The organism is Tumebacillus flagellatus (genome assembly GCF_000714935.1).
Classification (GTDB): domain Bacteria; phylum Bacillota; class Bacilli; order Tumebacillales; family Tumebacillaceae; genus Tumebacillus; species Tumebacillus flagellatus.
The window spans coordinates 48,730-66,258 of record NZ_JMIR01000024.1 but is presented as its reverse complement, the minus strand read 5'-3'; the positions used below and the strand labels follow the sequence as shown (position 1 = coordinate 66,258).

19 protein-coding genes are annotated in these 17,529 nt (G+C 51.7%); 11 read left to right on the top strand and 8 right to left on the bottom strand.

The features are described 5' to 3' along the window. The first annotated feature begins 392 nt into the window (after window positions 1-392). The 3 genes from EL26_RS15475 to EL26_RS15465 all read left to right on the top strand — a co-directional run bounded on the left by EL26_RS15475 (window position 393) and on the right by EL26_RS15465 (window position 2,569). The gene (locus EL26_RS15475; protein WP_038090790.1) at window positions 393-728 is read left to right on the top strand and encodes an NIPSNAP family protein; all 336 of its coding nucleotides are present in this window, start codon (window positions 393-395) and stop codon (window positions 726-728) included. Window positions 729-847: 119 nt separating this feature from the next. Then, the gene (locus EL26_RS15470; protein ID WP_274518889.1) at window positions 848-1,648 is read left to right on the top strand and encodes an alpha/beta fold hydrolase; all 801 of its coding nucleotides are present in this window, start codon (window positions 848-850) and stop codon (window positions 1,646-1,648) included. 267 nt (window positions 1,649-1,915) lie between these two features. Further along, window positions 1,916-2,569: a DsbA family oxidoreductase gene (locus EL26_RS15465; RefSeq protein ID WP_038090787.1), complete on the top strand. Its 654-nt coding sequence runs from the start codon at window positions 1,916-1,918 to the stop codon at window positions 2,567-2,569. A gap of 49 nt (window positions 2,570-2,618) precedes the next feature. On the opposite strand, the gene EL26_RS15460 is transcribed toward EL26_RS15465, so the two are convergent. After that, entirely contained in the window at window positions 2,619-3,155 is a 537-nt protein-coding gene (locus EL26_RS15460; RefSeq protein ID WP_338010862.1) for a DUF6612 family protein, read from the bottom strand. A 37-nt stretch (window positions 3,156-3,192) separates the two neighbouring features. Next, window positions 3,193-3,462: a copper amine oxidase N-terminal domain-containing protein gene (locus EL26_RS15455; RefSeq protein WP_038090784.1), complete on the bottom strand. Its 270-nt coding sequence runs from the start codon at window positions 3,460-3,462 to the stop codon at window positions 3,193-3,195. A 342-nt stretch (window positions 3,463-3,804) separates the two neighbouring features. Here EL26_RS15455 and EL26_RS15450 point away from each other — a divergent pair, with 342 nt between their 5' ends. The 4 genes from EL26_RS15450 (at window position 3,805) to EL26_RS15435 (ending at window position 6,576) form a co-directional block, all read left to right on the top strand. Continuing rightward, window positions 3,805-4,725 carry an ABC transporter ATP-binding protein gene (locus EL26_RS15450; protein WP_038090819.1) on the top strand — a complete coding sequence of 307 codons (921 nt, stop codon included), beginning with the start codon at window positions 3,805-3,807 and terminating at the stop codon, window positions 4,723-4,725. Beyond that, on the top strand, window positions 4,718-5,665 hold the full coding sequence (locus EL26_RS15445; RefSeq protein ID WP_038090782.1) for an ABC transporter permease subunit: 948 nt from the start codon (window positions 4,718-4,720) through the stop codon (window positions 5,663-5,665). The genes EL26_RS15450 and EL26_RS15445 overlap by 8 nt, the downstream gene beginning before the upstream one ends. Window positions 5,666-6,057: 392 nt before the next feature. Next, on the top strand, window positions 6,058-6,258 hold the full coding sequence (locus EL26_RS15440; protein WP_038090781.1) for a cold-shock protein: 201 nt from the start codon (window positions 6,058-6,060) through the stop codon (window positions 6,256-6,258). Window positions 6,259-6,336: 78 nt separating this feature from the next. Further along, window positions 6,337-6,576 (top strand): cold-shock protein, encoded by a 240-nt coding sequence (locus EL26_RS15435; RefSeq protein ID WP_038090778.1) that lies wholly within the window; start codon window positions 6,337-6,339, stop codon window positions 6,574-6,576. Between the two features lie 211 nt (window positions 6,577-6,787). Here the strand turns inward: EL26_RS15435 and EL26_RS15430 are convergent, their stop codons facing one another. Continuing rightward, window positions 6,788-7,654: a LysR family transcriptional regulator gene (locus tag EL26_RS15430; RefSeq protein WP_038090776.1), complete on the bottom strand. Its 867-nt coding sequence runs from the start codon at window positions 7,652-7,654 to the stop codon at window positions 6,788-6,790. A gap of 121 nt (window positions 7,655-7,775) precedes the next feature. Between EL26_RS15430 and EL26_RS15425 the strand changes: the two genes are divergently transcribed. After that, window positions 7,776-8,699, top strand: coding sequence for a DMT family transporter (locus tag EL26_RS15425; RefSeq protein ID WP_038090774.1), 924 nt, complete (start codon window positions 7,776-7,778; stop codon window positions 8,697-8,699). A gap of 13 nt (window positions 8,700-8,712) precedes the next feature. On the opposite strand, the gene EL26_RS15420 is transcribed toward EL26_RS15425, so the two are convergent. Continuing rightward, entirely contained in the window at window positions 8,713-8,967 is a 255-nt protein-coding gene (locus EL26_RS15420; RefSeq protein ID WP_038090772.1) for a hypothetical protein, read from the bottom strand. A gap of 72 nt (window positions 8,968-9,039) precedes the next feature. After that, a complete protein-coding gene (locus EL26_RS15415) occupies window positions 9,040-10,635 on the bottom strand; it encodes a glycosyl hydrolase family 28-related protein (RefSeq protein WP_038090770.1) in 1,596 nt (531 codons plus the stop codon). Window positions 10,636-10,939: 304 nt separating this feature from the next. On the opposite strand from EL26_RS15415, the gene cspD reads away from it, so the two are divergent. Continuing rightward, entirely contained in the window at window positions 10,940-11,140 is a 201-nt protein-coding gene (gene cspD / locus EL26_RS15410) for a cold-shock protein CspD (RefSeq protein WP_038090767.1), read from the top strand. Between the two features lie 119 nt (window positions 11,141-11,259). Here the strand turns inward: cspD and EL26_RS15405 are convergent, their stop codons facing one another. Beyond that, entirely contained in the window at window positions 11,260-11,742 is a 483-nt protein-coding gene (locus EL26_RS15405; RefSeq protein WP_038090765.1) for a hypothetical protein, read from the bottom strand. Window positions 11,743-12,099: 357 nt separating this feature from the next. On the opposite strand from EL26_RS15405, the gene EL26_RS15400 reads away from it, so the two are divergent. After that, window positions 12,100-12,645, top strand: a complete 546-nt coding sequence (locus EL26_RS15400) for a GNAT family N-acetyltransferase (RefSeq protein WP_038090761.1) — start codon at window positions 12,100-12,102, stop codon at window positions 12,643-12,645. Window positions 12,646-12,712: 67 nt separating this feature from the next. Here EL26_RS15400 and EL26_RS15395 read toward each other — a convergent pair whose 3' ends face one another. After that, window positions 12,713-13,399 carry an RraA family protein gene (locus tag EL26_RS15395; RefSeq protein WP_238546129.1) on the bottom strand — a complete coding sequence of 229 codons (687 nt, stop codon included), beginning with the start codon at window positions 13,397-13,399 and terminating at the stop codon, window positions 12,713-12,715. 209 nt (window positions 13,400-13,608) lie between these two features. On the opposite strand from EL26_RS15395, the gene EL26_RS15390 reads away from it, so the two are divergent. Beyond that, window positions 13,609-15,294 (top strand): asparagine synthetase B family protein, encoded by a 1,686-nt coding sequence (locus EL26_RS15390; protein ID WP_038090757.1) that lies wholly within the window; start codon window positions 13,609-13,611, stop codon window positions 15,292-15,294. A gap of 68 nt (window positions 15,295-15,362) precedes the next feature. Here EL26_RS15390 and EL26_RS15385 read toward each other — a convergent pair whose 3' ends face one another. Next, complete coding sequence (locus EL26_RS15385; RefSeq protein ID WP_038090756.1) at window positions 15,363-17,321, bottom strand: methyl-accepting chemotaxis protein; 1,959 nt, start codon at window positions 17,319-17,321, stop codon at window positions 15,363-15,365. Between the last annotated feature and the right edge of the window lie 208 nt (window positions 17,322-17,529).

The following is a 17,529-nucleotide window of genomic DNA, read 5'->3' as shown; positions in this document are numbered from 1 at the left end:
ACCGTTAGGGGGCAACCCCACGCAGGTTCGAATCCTGTCCTCTCCGCCAAACTTTGATACGTAAACCCACTAGTTGCCGCTGGTGGGTGTTTTTGTATGCGCTCCTCAATGAATGCCATATGACCGCCAATATAAAGAAGAAGAGCCACGGATTAGAAATTGGAAGCAATGATTGAAAAAGCAGAAGAAATAGAAAAACAGGCAGTGATGATCTACGTAACAAGATTTGTTTCGGAATTATTAGAAAAAACCATGTACAAAAAATGGAAATTTTGGTATAATGGATAACCGATGAGTGATGACGAGTTTGTTACTATCGAACCTAGAAAGTAGGAATGAAAACGACAGAATGTGTGACGTAACGCACAATCGGAATTCAGGAGGTATAGATGATGAGAGTGGTCGAGATTCTTTTATATACATTAAAAACCGGCACTGGCGGCGAGTTTCATAAACTTATGCAGGAGATCAGCGTTCCGCTGCAAAGAAGCGTGGGTATGGACGTCGTTGCCTTTGGAAACTCCCTGCACGATCCGGATGCCTATTATCTGATCAGGTCTTACGATAACGTAGATCACCTCAGTTCGTCCCAAGATGCCTTCTACAAAAGCGATGCGTGGAGAAACGGTCCGCGTGCGGAGATCATCGAACGGATTGGTACACGTTTAAAATCCGTGGTTTCGCTCACTTCCGATGCGATTGAAGAACTCAGGCGGGCAGGTATGTAGAAGACAATTCCCAAGAGAAAGGACGGATCAACCTGACCAAACCAAAATCCATCTACAAACATGCAGAAGCCAAGTCGCTTTATGATCAAGCTTACGACGAAGCTCTCACATTATGGGAAGTGCCGTTTCACTCCACATTTGTAAAAACGTCTTTCGGTGACACACATGTCCTGATCGCAGGACAAACGGACGCTCCTCCATTGGTTCTTTTGCATGGAATGACGATTAGCTCCACCATGTGGTATCCGAACATAGAAGAGCTTTCCCGACAATTTCGTGTCTACGCTGTAGACACAATTGGCGATTTGGGAAAAACGTCTGTCTTGAAATGCCCTCGTTCAAAAGCGGAGAGCGCGAAATGGTTGGATGAAGTCATTCAAGGGCTCGGCTTGGAAAAGACAAGCATCGGGGGGCACTCTATGGGGGGCTTCTTAACTACCAACTACACGCTTCACTATCCCGAAAAAGTAAACAAGCTCGTCTTGCTTGCTCCCGCCGCCACCTTCGCCAAGATAAAGCCCGGCTTTTTTACATACGTCTTCCCAGCCATCTTGTTCAGCAAAGACTTTCTCATCAAACGGGCCTACAATTGGTTTTTTCACAACCTTCACGCCGGAGATGAAAAGCTGTTTCACCAGTTTTCCGCAGGCTATAGGCATTGCAGACCCGTCTCTTCGATTGTGCCCACTGTTTTTCGCGACGAGGAGCTGGCGCGGTTGGATGTGCCTGTCCTTTTGCTGATCGGCGAGCATGAAGTCATCTATGACGCCCGCGTCGCCTTAGAAAATGCAAAGAAAACATGCAAAACGATTCAGGCACACATGATCCCCGACTCAAGCCATTGCTTGACTGTAGAGAACTCGAAGCTGGTGAATAAACTTATGGTTGATTTTCTCATGCAGGATCCTCTTGCGATGTAAAGCAACAACATGCTTTTTTCGAGTTCATAGCAGGCTTCGATCTGTTCTGATCAGAGTACGAAAACGCCCTCTCTGTTGAGTACAAACTCCATGGAGAGGGCGTTTTTTGCGTGAATCCTGATCGAAAACAGTGAGACAGATCACTTCCCTACAAGCGAGGAACTTTATATAGTAAAGAATAAGGGATTCGGGCATGCTCGGAAGGAAGTGCATCGAACCCAGACACTATTTTTGAAGTACCCGCAGGAATGCGTGGAGGAGGAACCCATGACCGTTCAAATCAAAGTGTACTCGGACTATGTATGTCCGTTCTGTTTTATTGCCGAAGGGCCGCTTCAACAAGCGATTCAGGGGAAGGACGTCGAAGTCGAATGGATGCCGTTTGAATTGCGTCCCGTTCCGAACGAACCGCTTCGACCTGATGAACCGTATATCCAGCGCGCGTTTCACCAATCGGTAAAACCAATGGCGGAACGAATGGGATTGGACATGGTGTTGCCGCAGATGTCACCTCACCCGCGCACCCATCTGGCGTTTGAAGGGTTTCAATTCGCCAAGGAACATGGCAAAGGCGGTGAATACAACCACCGCATCTTCAAAGCGTTCTTCCAAGAAGAACAGGACATCGGCCAAGTCGATGTGCTGACGAAACTGGCGGGTGAGGTCGGATTGGACGAATCACAATTTCGTGCCGCTCTCGAATCTCGAACCTATCAGGAAGCGCATCAAAAAGCGCTGCATCATGCGTACAGAGAAGCCGGAATTCAAGTCGTTCCGACGATCATGATTGGGAATCACGTCTTGGAAGGGGTTCGCAGCAAAGAAGCGTTCGAGCAGATCCTTAATGAGGAATTGAAGCAAGCTCAGGAGAAGCAAGAATTCGGCGATGGAATGGCTTGCGGGATCGACGGATGCCGCTAAGGGAAGAGAAAGAGGAGTTCCGCATGCGGAACTCCTCTTCCCTTTGTTACTAGTGCGTCGTCTCCACCGCATTTTTCAATACATCATCCGGTACGGTCACCTGCGGCATCTTGTCGAAGTCCTTGACGGTTGCCGTCATTTGCGTGATCAGATGCGTGCCAAATTGATCGGCTTCCATCTGCATGGACATCCCCTGTTGCAGATAGGTCGCCTTGTCGATGTCCAGCGTCATTTTCATGGTCATGCCGTTCTGCAATTGAGGCGCCATCGGGTTGGTCTTTTGCAGCTCCAGGAGCTTTTTCAAGCCGTTGGAGTCAATGGTATACGCGATATGGTACGCCATGTTGTCTTCGCTGTACGACGTGTACGGGAGAATGGCGATCATGTTCGCTTCCGCTTGCGGGCCGGCGGAATTGATCTCCATCAAGGAACTGAGATCTCCGAGCGGGTCGGTGCCGACCGCCGAGGATTTCTCCCATTTCTTCGTGCTCGGATTCAGCATGTAGACGGTGTCTTTGGTGAGATACAGATCCATGTCAATTTTGTCAGGGGTGCCGGCCGTCATTGAGCCCGTCTCATGGATCACCAGCGGGTTTTCGCATAGTCAACGTGCATTGTGCCGTTCAGGATGACCGGAGCTTCATTTTGTTCTCGACGGTGCTTTTCATCACCATGTCCATCGAGTAGCTTTTCTTGGCGTTCATGACTTCTTGGGAATGCATCAGGATGTCTTTGATCTTCTTGCGTTGGTCGAGGTTTTTTTGCGTCGGCAAAACCGAGATGGTGTTCGTGGCAGGCTCGTACTTCACTTCGTTGCCAAACACTTCCGAAATAAAACGGAGCGGAACCATCGTGTGATCGTTTACGATGCGCGGTGCCGGGTTCACGTTCATAACGTTCCCGTTTTTTGATAACCGCTCACCAAGGACGGTTACCGTCAGATGAACAATTCGGTGGCACTTCATTCCATAAGGCGATATCTAAGTTTCGAGGCGGGATGTGGGAGTTCGAATCCTGTCCTCTCCGCCAAATTAGTTTATAGCTAGGTTTTTTGCTCGTGCGTCATTGTTCCGATATGGAATGATGGCGCATTTTTGCGTTTAGCCCTCCATGATAATTCAGAAGGAACTGTACGGATTCGCACGATGTGGGCGTTTTTTCAGTGGATTTTCATGAACATCTGGTATGGTTTGACATTGAACAGAGTCAAACGACTTTTTCAGGGAGGTAATGATGTGTCGACACCTATCGTACAGGTTCGAAATCTGACAAAAAGGATTGGGAGCAAAACGATCATCGATCATCTGAATTTCGATGTGCAGCGAGGTGAAGTGTTTGGTTTCCTCGGGCCAAACGGAGCAGGTAAAACCACGACCATTCGGATGATGGTTGGCTTGATCGGCATCACCGAAGGGGATGTTTTGATCGAGGGGCAAAGTATCTCCGAGAACTTCGAACGTGCAATCGTTCATGTCGGGGCGATTGTTGAGAATCCGGAAATGTACAAGTATCTGTCCGGGTACCAAAATTTGATTCATTTCGCTCGGATGGTTCCGGGAGTGACGAAGGATCGCATTGAAGAAGTGATTCGGTTGGTCGCGCTGGAGAATCGCATTCACGACAAGGTTCGGACCTACTCGCTTGGCATGCGGCAACGATTAGGGGTGGCTCAAGCCTTGCTCCATAAACCCTCTCTGCTGATTCTGGACGAGCCTACGAATGGACTTGATCCGGCCGGCATACGGGAATTGCGGGAGTATTTACACGGGCTGACGAGGGAAGCCGGCATCTCGGTCATCGTCTCCAGTCACTTGCTCTCCGAAATGGAGTTGATGTGCGATCGCGTCGCCATCATTCAGCAAGGGAAGTTGGTCGATGTTCAATCGATCAAGGAGTTAATCAAGGAGGGAGCCGATTCTCAGGTCATTTTCGAAGTCGATCAAATGGAGTTGGCTCGGAAACTCCTCGCACAGGAACCGGTTGTCGACGCGCAAGAGAAAGCTGAAGGACTTCTGATGGTGTTAGACAGGGAACAAATTGCCGAAGTGAACGAACGCCTCGTTCAAGGCGGCGTGAAAGTGTTTGGCATCCAGAAGGTCACGCAAACGTTGGAAGAGAAATTCCTGCAATTGACCGGGGGTGAGCAAATTGTTTAATCTCTTTTTGAATGAAAACATGAAAATCTACCGCCGGGCGCGTACCTGGATGTTGGTCGTTTTGTTGGTGCTCACCACAATTGCGTTTCTCGTCGCGCAACAATATACCGTAAAACCGTCTCAAGTCGCCAGCAGTGATTGGAGAACCAACGTCCAGCAACAAATCACCAATGACCAAAAAATGCTGGACAATCTAGGCACCAATACGGATCGAAAACCTCGGCTGGAAGCCCGAGTGAAGTTGAACCAGTACCATCTCGATCACAACATCCCGCCGACAGATCAAACGTTATGGGGCAATATGCTCAAAGCCTCCAGTTTGGTCATGGTGGTCACTGTGTTTACCGTGATCATCGCGGCGGAGAGCGTGGCCGGTGAATTCAGCGGCGGCACGATCAAAATGCTTTTGATCCGACCCACCTCGCGCAGCAAAATTCTGCTCTCCAAATACCTGTCTACGCTGGTGTTCTCGGTACTCCTCTTTGTGATCTTGTTTATCAGTGCGTTTGTGGTATCCGGAGCCTTGCAAGGATTCCAAGACGTTGGTGTCCCGTACGTGTATGCATCAAGCGACGGGATCCTTCATGAATCCAACATCATCCAGCAGGCTGTCAGCACGTACTTGTACTCTTCGGTACAAATGATTATGATTGTCACTTTGGCATTTATGATCTCGACGGTATTTCGCAGCAGTTCGATCGCCATCGCACTCTCCCTTGTCACGATGTTTGGCGGCTCCAGCATTGCAGGTTTCTTAGCACAATACAACTGGGCCAAGTACTATCTGTTTGAAAATACGGACCTCACGCAATATCTAACCGGGACGCCGATGATCCCCGGCATGACCTTAGGGTTTTCCGTCACGGTTCTCATCGTCTATTTTTTGGTGTTCAACGTTCTGGCGTGGGTTGTTTTCAAGAGAAGAGACGTCACAGCCTAGTTGTGTGCAGCTAAAACCTGAGTTCGTATTTCCATCGAACTCAGGTTTTTAGGTTGTGCGGGCAACCTCACGCAGGTGCGAATCCTGTCCTCTCCGCAATTCAATAAGAGGAGCCGCCGGCCAAGATCCAGTCGCTTTTTTTTGACTCCGAGCGTTGGTGATGCCACCGAATGGCGTCGTCCTGCATCATCCAATTTCTGCTTTCTTTCTAAGTCGCTTGCTATTGGTTCCAGATATGGTATACTGAAAACAACTAAAAGGATGAAGCCTGAATTCACACATTGCAAAGGGGATCATTTCGTGAATGAAGCCTTTTACAATGTGTGAATTTTATTTATTTCGGTGAATAAGAAGAACATGTTAACAATCCCGCATTTACGGAGGTATTTCTGATGCAAAACGGCACGGTAAAATGGTTCAACGCAGAAAAAGGTTTCGGTTTTATCGAGGTTGAAGGCGGCAGCGACGTATTCGTACATTTCTCCGCGATCACTGGCGAAGGTTTCAAGACCTTGGACGAAGGTCAACGCGTACAATTCAACGTTGTCGAAGGCAACCGCGGCCCGCAAGCTGAAAACGTTGTAAAGCTGTAACTCACAACAGAAAAACTGCCCTTAACTTGGTTAGGGGCAGTTTTTCTTTTGTCTGAACATTTCGGGGAGGGATACTTCATGTACAATCGAGCAAAGCAGACCGAAGTACCAGAGGGGATCACGACCATTTGGTCTTGTACGCAAGAAGGTTGCAAAGGCTGGATGCGGGATAATTTTGCGTTTGAGGAGACCCCAACGTGCCGACTGTGTTCACACCCGATGGAGAGGGGCACGAAGATGTTGCCTCTACTGCAAAACTCGAACGGCGATCTGAAAGCGATCAAGAAAGGAATTCAGATTGGCCAGTCGCTGATCTAGCAGACCTTAGTGTCTGTTCTCTGAGAGCGGCACCGAAGTGGTCATAGGTGGCAAGCCCGACCAAGTTGGTCAGAATCTTGAGAACTCTTAACCCGCAACCAACGCTGAACCGGTCGAGAAGAGGATCCCGATTCTTTCCATCGAATATTGCTACTAATCGACGGCAAACATACGCAAACGCCACAGGTCATTGGCTGTGGCGTTTTTTCGTCTACAATTTTGGATAATTTTGAACGTATTTCAGGAAAATCTTCGTCGCTGGAGAGACTTGCGCCATCGAACGAACCACAATCCCAAGCGAGCGGTAGTGCCCCGTGAGTTCAACGAGTCGAATGTTGAATCGTTGACCTCGCAGAACCAATTCGGGCAGAATGCTGATGCCGAGTCCCTTCTCGACCATCGCCATGATCGCGTAATCATCCGCTAATGTATACTTGGATTTCGGGTTGATGGAAGACTGCTCCAAGATCCGTCTCACATCATGATCCGTTCCTTCTCGCAGCAAAACAAACGTCTCGTTTTCCAACTGGGAGAACAGAAGGGATGATTCACAACTCAGAGGATGATCGACCGGCAACAAAACGAACAACGGATCTTGATGCAAGTGAATGGCATCGAATGTGTCCAACGTTGGCAGCGACAGAAAGCCGCAATCGATCTTCCCCTCTGCGATCCACTCCTCGATTTGCGTGTAATCTCCTTCCGATAATCGAATTTCGATATTGGGGTAATCCCGTTGGAAATCCTGAATGATCCCGGGCAGCCACTGGACGGAAACACTTGTAAAGGTCCCGATCTGAAGAACACCCGCGTCTAATCCGTGCAGGGAGGCGACTTCTTGCTCCAGGTGTTGATGCCACTTCAGAATCTCATAGATCGTCTTCAAAATCGTTTCCCCGTTGCTGGTGACTCTCACGCCGGAACGGTTTCGAATCAGCAGAGAGAAGCCGAATTCATCCTCCAGGCTGTTGATGATATGACTGACACCGGACTGAGTAAAACCCAATTCATCGGCTGCTTTCGTCAAGCTCCCAAGTTCAACCACTTTCGTCAATACTTTGTACTTGTTGATGTTCATGAAAAAAATCCCCTCCACTATACATTCGATTTCCTCATGCTTACCACAAGAAAGATGCGTTTTACTTGTGCATGAGACGTTCGTATACTGACCCTACATACATGAATTGGAGGGAGTCTGCATGAAACCGCTGAAAGCCGACCTCGTGATGTTGTTTGTCACCCTGTGCTGGGGGTCTTCGTATCTTCTCATGAAGATCGGTCTGGAATCAATATCGGCTTTTCAACTCATCGCTCTGCGCTTTGGAATTGCCTTTGTTCTGGCAGCCATCCTCTTCTTCCGACACTTGTTTAGGACGATGAACGTAAAAACCCTGCTGTATTCCTTCTGCTTAGGCTTGCTCCTATTTGCTGTTTTGACCTGTATTACGGTTGGGTTGAAAACCACGACGACCTCCAAAGCGGGGTTCTTACAGAGCTTGACCGTTGTATTTGTCCCGTTGATTGGAGCCTTCCTCTTGAAGAGCAAGATCACTCCAAAAACGATACTCAGCGTACTCATCGCCATCATGGGCATTGGGTGTCTGACGATCGAGTTCCCGTTGACTGTTTCGATCGGGGATCTGTGGTGTATGGCGTCGGCGCTTTTCTATGCGATCCACATTCTATTGGCAAGCAACGTTTCAAAAAAAGTCGACACGCTGAGTCTTGGCATCATGCAAATCGGGTTTACCGGCCTGTTGGGGTTTATGTTCTCTCTGCTATTTGAAACGCCTGCGTGGCCAACATCGACGACGGCATGGTTTGCGATTCTCATGCTGAGTGTTTTTTGCAGTTTAGGGTTTGTGGTCCAAGTGATCGTTTCAAAGTATACGTCGGCAAATCGGACGGGGCTCATTTTTTCATTGGAACCTGTTTTCGCAGCGATTTTTGGGGTTCTGTTTGCACATGAAGTTTTAGGGGGGATGGGAACGATCGGTGCGGCCCTTGTTCTGCTCAGCATTGTGCTCACGACTGGGAACCTCAGAATCAATCTGTTTCGAAAGGCTGTTAGAAAAAGAAACAACCTCAGTCCGGTTGAATCCCGAACCAAGGTTGTGGTGTAACAGCAGGGTGTATTTAATTGAAATTACTGTAGTACGTACCTTCCCACAAACCGCCGGAGACCGTACGCACATTGATGAGGTAGCCGTAGAAGCCGGAGTCATCGCTGTACGTGCTCGGCGGATAATGATCGAAGTAGACCACCAGTACCGTTCCTTCAGGAGAATTGGGTACGATCGTGGAGTGCGTTGCTGCTTGTGCAGGGGTTGCATAAGCGGTTGCGCCAAAAACAGCTACGGCAGCCATCAGAGCCAAAGCGAGCTTTTTCATTGTAGTTCAACTCCTTCTTGGTTGATGAGTCAATTTTATATCATATTATAATTTTTATCAATCAAATATTTGTTACATGCGCTTCCAACCGCTTGCCGACGATGCGTCTGTCGTTTTCTGATAGGAAATTCCCGTCGTGCCGTCCGTCCAGACGCTGCCTGCGGAGGCACGGATCTTGTTCTCCGGAGAACCTGTGCCCGTTTGGACGAGGTGGAGAGAGTCGATGGAGGACGTGGAACTCCAGTTCAGCACCGATCCGACATGGGTGAGGGTGTTCGATTCAATCGTGCCCGCGCCCAAGGGGGTGTTTCCGCTGATGGCCGTCTTCATCGTCTTGCCGTTTTGGTTCTGGATGGTGTTGTTCGACACGTTGAGGCTCACGAGCTTGTTCGTGCTCATGAAACTAAACGCCGTATGGAAATCGTCCGAAGTGGTACTTGTGGTTTGTCCGCAGTCGGTCACGGTGTTGGAGGTAATCGAGATCGACGTGGCGTTGTCGTCCATCGTCCCCAGTTCAACCGCTCTTGCCAAGAGGTTCGTAAACGTATTGTGGGAGATGTCAATCGTTCCTACGCGCCCGATGCGAATCGCCGAAGACGTGTTGACGGATGGCCCGCTCTCCGTGGTAAATGAATTGTTGGTAATCTTGAGGACGCCGATCTGGCTGATGACATTTGCACTCGTATCCACGAAGGAATTAAGCCCGCCGTCTCGTTGCACGATCGTATTGTGATCCAGCGTGATGCCAGACATCTGATACCCTAGTCTCGTCCAGAACTGGAACGCCGTGTTCGGGCGGATGATCGTGTTGTTGGCGTAGAGCGAATCTTTGTGATCCGTAACTGTGGCGACGATGTTCAGGCCGGTATAGTAGTTCTCAATGTAGTTGCCCGATACGGTCGCGTGAGAAGAATGCGACTCAATTGCCGTTGAAAAACGACCCGGTGCAGCGTTCACAAACGTGTTGTCGGAAATCTGCACCGTATCCGCTTGTGCATAGATGCTGCTGTGGTCGCGCGCGTACGCATTTCCCGCAACCGAATCGGAAACGTTGGCAAAGCGGCTGTTTGTGATCACCAAGTTGGACACCGTTTGCGGGTTGGTGTTGTTCCCAAACGAAAGCGTCTGTTGTCCGGGGTTGTTTTCAAACACCATATGATCGACTTGGATGTGAGAGCCGAAGCGAACCATGATGGCGCGGTTGCCTTTGTTGGGCTCCGATTGCGGGAGGAGGTTGTTCACTCCGTTCTCGTCGATTTTAAAATTCGAGAAGCTGACGTTGTCCACGCGGCTGGCGGTCGTGTTGTCGTAGGGCGCGAACACATTGAATTCCTGACCGACCTGATTCAGGTGATCGGCGACTTTCAACACGCTGCTCGCTCCCTCCCCTTGAAACGCGACATTGCTTTTCAAGATCAACAACGAGGAGTATTTCCCTCTCAGTTGGCTCAAGAGATACGTGCCTTTCGGGATATATACCGTCCCGCCGCCGTGAGCCGCTGCAGCGTCGATCGCATTTTGAATGGCAGCCGAATCGTCGACTTGGTCGGTGCCGTCCGCGCCGAAGTCTTGAATGTTTGCCACATAGGTTGTAGAGTCAGCCTGAGCGGGGAGGACTTGCAGGGTCAGCAACGCAGCGGCGGCGAGGATGGATGTTGTTTTTTTCATAGGAACCCTCCTTGGTTTACTTGGATGTAAATCATTTCTTATGTAGTATTGTACTGGTAATGATTTCGAACTTCAATCTAAAATTATGATTGCAGGATCGGCCCGTTTTTTCTTTTTTCCTCAATCGCTTGCTATTGGCTCCAGATATGGTATACTGAAATCAAATATAAGGATGAAACCTGAATTCACTCGTTGCAAAGGGGATCATTTTTAGATGAAGCCTTTTGCAATGTGTGAATTTTATTTATTTTACGGTGAATAAGAAGCGCATGTTAACAATCCCACTTTATGGAGGTTTTCTCAAATGCAAAACGGTACTGTGAAATGGTTCAACGCTGAAAAAGGTTTCGGTTTCATCGAGGTTGAAGGCGGCAGCGACGTATTCGTACATTTCTCCGCAATCACCGGCGACGGTTTCAAGACCTTGGACGAAGGCCAACGCGTACAATTCAACGTTGTTGAAGGCAACCGCGGCCCGCAAGCTGAAAACGTTGTAAAGCTGTAACTCCTAGCAGAACGACTGCCCCTAACTTGGTTAGGGGCAGTTTTTTTGTGTGTCAAAAAAACCAAGACCTCTGATTCCGGGAGGAAGGAGAGGTCTTGGTTCGATCCGAACGAATTTACTTAATAGTTGGGATAAAACGGAGTGGTCGCTTGACCCAGGTAATCGCCGATGCTGCCGGTCGTGCCGTCAGAGGCGGTCCAATAGCCGTTCAACTTCGCCGTATACAGGGTCAACGGCAGATAGCGAGGATAGGGGACATAGCCGCTCAGAACGCCTGCACCCGTCACCGATTTCATCGAGATGGTGCCGACATACGTGGAACCGCGGTAATAATCGATCCCCATGTTATACGTATAAGTCTTGGACTTATCGTTCGGGGAAAGTTGCCACATAAACTGCAGGTTGGCATCATCGGCCGACAGTGAAGCGGTTCCCCACGCGTTGGAATAGGAACCTTCGGGCTTGATGCTGTTGACACTGTACATAGAGAGGGGGCTCACCGAAGTTGCATGGTTTTGGACGGTCGATGCGCTTGCCATCATCGGCATCAAGGCAGTCGCAAGAACGCCGGCAGTTGCGAGACAGGCTGCGATTTTTTTCATCGGGATCACCTTTTTCATTGTTTAGTAGATTACATCTATCACTATACTGTGATATTTTTTATTTTTCAATATATATTATTGTATTTAATGAAAAACTACGCGTTATACAACGATGCTCAACTCAAAAGGTCGTCTGAGAAGACAAAACAGAGCAGGGGTTCGTTCCCGTAGCTGTGGCGCGACTGCCGGCGGTGTTATTTTCCTTTCTACAGGGATCGCCTCAAAGAAAAGGGAACAGGCGATCCAAGCGGCGAGATAGTGGGGAAAGGGCGTTTTTGTTTTTTGAGGAAAAGTCTAGTATATTGAGAGGGTCGTATTTGCAGATTGTGAAATTCAGGAAGGCGGGGGTGTCGTCGTATGATCATCGACGCACGAGAGTTTACTGTGAAAGGACTGCGGTACTCCATCCGCTCGGCGATCGCACCAGACGCCGAACAGTTGTCGGAAGTGCGCGTCCAAATCGACGGCGAAACGGAGAACATGGACCGGGAAGCGGGCGAGGGGTTTCTCGATGTGCCGGGATTCCAGCAGATCATCCAAGAGGACACGGAGTTGCCGAGAAACTTGTTCTTGGTCGCCGTCGCCGGGGAGCGCATCGTCGGGTATTCCAGATGTGCGGGCACGTACTTGAAACGCTCCGCTCACAAAGTGGAGTTCGGCGTCTGCGTCCTCCAAGAGTTCTGGGGCTGTGGCATCGGCAAGCGGCTTCTGCAGGAATCCATCGCGTGGGCCGACGCACACGGCATCCGTAAAATCACCCTCCACGTTCTCGAAACCAACGAAAAAGCCATCCGGCTCTACGAAAAGCTCGGCTTCGAGCGGGAAGGGATATTAAAAAATGACAAACTCCTCTCCGACGGAAAGTACTACAACACCGTGGTGATGGGAAGATTCCACGACTAAGACATCGAGCGCATCGAATACATAAAAAACGCCACCAGCCTCGTGCCGGTGGCGTTTTTGCTTCGCTTTATTCCTCGATGGAACCTCCGATGGTTTGCAGATGCGCCCGGAACGAATACCCCGGATCGCTCGCCCGCTTCTCCAGATACTCCGCAAACCGCAGCTGATCCCGCAAGGTTTTTCCCGAACGGATCAAGTCCGCTTGCTTGCGTTCCGTCTGGGAGATCGCCGCGGCAATCTGCAACAGTTGCTCCACATCCACCGTACCGGACACGAACAGCACCCCGTCGTCATCCGCAAACACAAGGTCGTCCGCCGTCACTTGAAACTCCCCGAAGGAAGCGCTTTCCAACGCCTCCTCTTCGCGAGCGTCCAACCGCTGCGGCCCGGTCGGGCAGGAACCGTAGCTGAACACCGGGAACCCGATCTCGCGCAGTTCGAACGTATCTCGATGAAGACCCCAGACCACCATCCCCGCCAAGCCGCTTGCCGCTGCTTCCAAGACGGTCAAATCGCCGATGCACGCTTCCTGCGTTCTGCCTTGGTTGTCGATCACCAGCACATCTCCAGCCGCCGCGCCATGCATCGCTTCCAAAAAAATATCCACACTCCCGTAATGCCGCACCGGCAACACGCGTCCGGCGATACGAGTTCCTGCCGTAATCGGTTGAATACCCGCCGGAGCGACACGGTACGGAACCTTCATCCGCAAGCAGGCATCGGCGAGCAGCGGGGTAGACAACGTTTGAAACACTTCGTTCAAATGGACCAGCCTCCATTTCCTGTTTCTACTTTCAATATAGTGCAAAGGGCGTTGGGATACCATCTCTTTTGCGTACAGCCGCAACGGAGGTTTGTTCGTAAATTTATAAACTTAGAACAGGTTAAGGTATTGTATATACAATTCTTGCTCGATGCATTATAGTAAGTTCACAAGATTTGTAGACAAGAGGAGATGTCAGTATGAGAGGATTCGCGGGAGTTCTGGATTGGAAGCGGGAGGCAGCCGAATCATTCACTTGCCAAGATGCCGCAGTGAACGCACAACGAGAAGTAACGGCCGCCGCCGAAGGGGGCCTGTACAACCGCAACGAGATCCAAAACGAGCTGTCCAACGCCGGATACCGCTTTGCAAAAAACGGAACTCTCGCGGACCTGTTTCTAGCCGCCTACCTCCATTGGGGCGACGGGTTCGTCGAGCGCTTCGCCGGAGCGTTCGCGTTCGCGATCTGGGATGCCCGCGAGCAGAGGATGATCTTGGGGCGCGACCAACTGGGGATGAAGAATTTGTACTATTCTGACCGGGGTAGCGTGATCCCGTTTGCCACCGAGTTGAAACAAGTCCTCGCACACCCCGCCGTCTCGCGCACGGTCACAGGGGAGGGTCTCGCCGAACTTTTTCTCAAAGGGCCGTACTTCTCGCCCGGAAACGCGGTGTTCTCAGACGTGCGGGAAGTCAAACCCGGCCATCTCGTCATCTGCACGACTGCCGGAACGAAGAACATTTGCTATTGGAACTTGCAAAGCCTCCCGCATGAAGATTCGCTTGAGCAGACGGTTTCCACGCTCGATAAGCTGTTGAATGCACACGTATCCGAGTGGAAGGAACTCCCGACCCCGCCGACGTTGATTTTGTCAGGCGGGTTGGATTCCAGCGGCTTGATGGGGATGATGCACCGCTCGTTTGGACAAGCGCACCCGGAGTGGAAGTCGTTCTCCGGAAACACGGCGGAAAGTTACGAAGCCGAAGACACGGAAGACTTGGATTTCGTTTGGGTGCGGCGGATGGCGGAGCACTTTGGCGTGACGAACGAAGAGGTGCTGTATGACTTCGCCGCTGCTTGGGAGCGCAACGACCTTCCGCGTCACCTGCACGCTCTCCCCACACAAGCCAAATTCGAAGCGATGCTCCACCAGATCTACAGCGTCATAAAGCCACAGAATCCCTGTGTCGTCATCGGCGAAGGGGCGGATGAACTGTTTGCGTCGACGCATCATTTTTACAGCGAGCGTCGAGTCGGGGATGCAAGTCAGCCATGGTTGCCGGAGCAACCCGCGATCTACGCGTCGCCCGACGTGCTGCGGTCGATTCGCGCCGAAGAGTACGCGCGAGAGCAAGGGGCGGCGCTGTTCCGCGAAGTTTCGTTGTTGCCCGGCGACGATGAACCGAACGTGCGGATGCGGCAGTTGACCTACTTGATGATCAAGGAATACCTGCCCTACCTCCTGCGCCGCAACGGACTCATCACCGACGACGTCGGCGTGCGCCTGCAGATGCCGTTCGTGGATCATCGCTTGGCACAGTACGCTTGGAACATCCCGTGGGAGATGAAAAACTACCGCAACCAACCCAAAGGCGTGCTGCGGCAAGTCTTCCGCTCCTACCTGCCCGACGCCGTGATCGACCGGAAAAAAAGCAATCAGCCGGTGGTGTTCAAAAGTCCCTACGCCCAGAAACTCCGGCAAGCGGCAGAGCGTTTTTTACAAGATCGCAACGCGCCGCTGTACGACTTGGTTGACCGCGGGCAAATTCGCAAGACCTTGGACGAGGGCGTGATCGAGCGCGATAAGCTGATGAGGTGGCGGCTGGATTACTACCTGCAGATCGATCACTGGATGCGGGAGTACGGGGTGGAGGTCAAGATCTAAAACCGTCCGACAGTATAGAAACGAAAAACTCCTGACCCCGCCCGGGATCAGGAGTTTTTTCCTGCATCTTAAATCTTAAACTTCGCCAACAACCCTTGCAACTCGTCCGCCATCTTGGAGAGCGCCTCGGACGTGGAGGCGATTTCCTCCATCGAAGCCAACTGCTCTTCCGTTGCCGCCGAGACGTTTTGCGAACCGGCGGCTGCCGTTTCCGCGAAGTCGGCGATGCTTTGGATCGCCAGGACGACGTGCTCCACGCCGATCGTCATCTGCTGCGCGGAGGCGGTGACTTCTTGGACTTGGGTGGTGACATGCTCCACCGCGTCTTGAATCTGTTGGAACGAATCGTTCGCTTCGTTCACCACGCCGATCCCCGCATCCACTTCGACGATCCCTTCCTCCATCGACGTGATCGCGCGGTGCGTGCCGCTCTGGATCGAGACGACCAACTCCGCGATCTGCCGCGCCGAACCGGACGACTGCTCCGCCAATTTGCGCACTTCATCCGCGACCACCGCAAACCCGCGTCCATGCTCTCCGGCGCGGGACGCTTCAATGGCGGCGTTGAGCGCCAGCAAGTTGGTCTGCGCCGCGATCCCGGTGATCACGTTGACGATCTCGCCGATCTGCTGCGAACGCGCCGCGAGATCGCGCACCGATTCCGCCAACTGGTGCACCGTTTTCTGAATCGATTGCATCTGCGAGATCGCCGTGTTCATCGAGGCGCTCCCGTTCTGCGCGAGGTTCGCCGCCAGCGCAGCGCTTTGGGAAACGGTCTGCGCGTTCCCGGCGATCTGCCGGATGCCGATCGACATCTCTTCCACCGCGCGCGTGCTGGATTCCACGCGCACCGTCTGCTCGTCGGTGCCGACAGCCAACTGCTCAATCGTCTCGGCGATGTGCTCCGTCGCTTTCGACGTTTGCTGCGAACTTGCCGACAGCTGTTCCGACGACGACGCCAGATGCATCGACGTGTCCATCACGTCGAGCAGCACGCGATGCAGCGACTCCCGCATGACGTTAAACGCCACGCTCAAACTCCCCAGTTCGTCCTGCCGGTGCACGTGAATTTCCTGGGTGAGATCGCCCTCGCTGAGCGCCTTCGTCGCGGCGATCAAGGTGCGGATCGGGCGCATGATCGAGCGGATCACGGCGTAGACCAGCCCGGCGCCGATCACAAACGCCACCAGCAACGTCGCGAGCGTCCGCATGAAAATCGGCTGTGCCGCGTCTGTCGCTTCCGACAAATACAGCGTGCCGATCAACTTCCATCCGGTCAGGGTGTTCGTGCTGAACAACAACTCTTCCGACTTGCCGTTCTCCGTCGTCGTGAGTTGACCGCTTGGTGCCTGATAGACCGTATCGAGAAAGTCGCCCTTCGCTTCCGACCCGATTTCAGCGGCGGGGTGGACGAGGAGCTTGTGGTTTTTATCCAAGATGGCCGCATAGCCCTGTTTCCCGATGTGGACGCCGTGCACGGTTTCCGCCAGCGCTTCCAAGCTCAAGTCGGCCGCGACGACGCCTTGGCCGTCCGCCGTCGCGCGCGCGATCGTGACGGTGATTTGCTTCGTGTCGGTGTCCACGTAGGGCTCGGTGATCACCGTTTTGCCGGTGTCCGCCATCGCTTGCCGGTACCACGGGCGTTGGCGGGGGTCGAAGTCTTTCGGCAACTCGACCTGCGGCGCGATCAACATCTTCCCGGACGCAGTCCCGATGTACGTGTGCATCAGCTCTTTGTGCAGGTTTTCATACTGGTTCAGCGGCTCCAACAGGTTCGCCGCCTCATCGCCCGCTTTCAGGCGCTGTGCCAAAAATTCCACATCCGTCACCGTGGGCTGCACGTTGCGGTCGATCAATTGGTTGAGCAACTGCACGTTGTCTCGCGCTTGTTCCACCAATTGCTGCCGGATGTCCGCTTTGGCGGTGCTGTACGAACCGTACGCAATCGCCAAACTCGGAGCGAAGAGGATAAGTGCAAACGACAAAATCAATTTCTTGCGCAGGGTCATGCGAAACCTGTTTTTCATCTGTTGCCGATCCCCTTTGTTGTCTCGTTCTAGATGCTGACAAGATGATTGAGAAAAAGATTCGACAATTTCGCCAGATTTCCCTTCACCTCTTAATTATGATAGAACCATGTAAAAACTTCCAACCGGCCAGAGGTGCATTTTGTATTTATGTATAAAATATTTTGTGATACCATAGAAATGTAACGTATAAGTAAATGTAATATTT

Excerpts from the sequence above, each read along its gene's own strand:
- EL26_RS15475 (WP_038090790.1), top strand. The coding sequence starts at position 393 with ATGAGAGTGGTCGAGATTCTTTTATATACATTAAAAACCGGCACTGGC.
- EL26_RS15465 (WP_038090787.1), top strand. The coding sequence starts at position 1,916 with ATGACCGTTCAAATCAAAGTGTACTCGGACTATGTATGTCCGTTCTGT.
- EL26_RS15455 (WP_038090784.1), bottom strand. The coding sequence starts at position 3,462 with ATGAACGTGAACCCGGCACCGCGCATCGTAAACGATCACACGATGGTT.
- EL26_RS15440 (WP_038090781.1), top strand. The coding sequence starts at position 6,058 with ATGCAAAACGGCACGGTAAAATGGTTCAACGCAGAAAAAGGTTTCGGT.
- EL26_RS15435 (WP_038090778.1), top strand. The coding sequence starts at position 6,337 with ATGTACAATCGAGCAAAGCAGACCGAAGTACCAGAGGGGATCACGACC.
- EL26_RS15430 (WP_038090776.1), bottom strand. The coding sequence starts at position 7,654 with ATGAACATCAACAAGTACAAAGTATTGACGAAAGTGGTTGAACTTGGG.
- EL26_RS15425 (WP_038090774.1), top strand. The coding sequence starts at position 7,776 with ATGAAACCGCTGAAAGCCGACCTCGTGATGTTGTTTGTCACCCTGTGC.
- EL26_RS15420 (WP_038090772.1), bottom strand. The coding sequence starts at position 8,967 with ATGAAAAAGCTCGCTTTGGCTCTGATGGCTGCCGTAGCTGTTTTTGGC.
- EL26_RS15415 (WP_038090770.1), bottom strand. The coding sequence starts at position 10,635 with ATGAAAAAAACAACATCCATCCTCGCCGCCGCTGCGTTGCTGACCCTG.
- cspD (WP_038090767.1), top strand. The coding sequence starts at position 10,940 with ATGCAAAACGGTACTGTGAAATGGTTCAACGCTGAAAAAGGTTTCGGT.
- EL26_RS15405 (WP_038090765.1), bottom strand. The coding sequence starts at position 11,742 with ATGAAAAAAATCGCAGCCTGTCTCGCAACTGCCGGCGTTCTTGCGACT.
- EL26_RS15400 (WP_038090761.1), top strand. The coding sequence starts at position 12,100 with ATGATCATCGACGCACGAGAGTTTACTGTGAAAGGACTGCGGTACTCC.
- EL26_RS15390 (WP_038090757.1), top strand. The coding sequence starts at position 13,609 with ATGAGAGGATTCGCGGGAGTTCTGGATTGGAAGCGGGAGGCAGCCGAA.
- EL26_RS15385 (WP_038090756.1), bottom strand. The coding sequence starts at position 17,321 with ATGAAAAACAGGTTTCGCATGACCCTGCGCAAGAAATTGATTTTGTCG.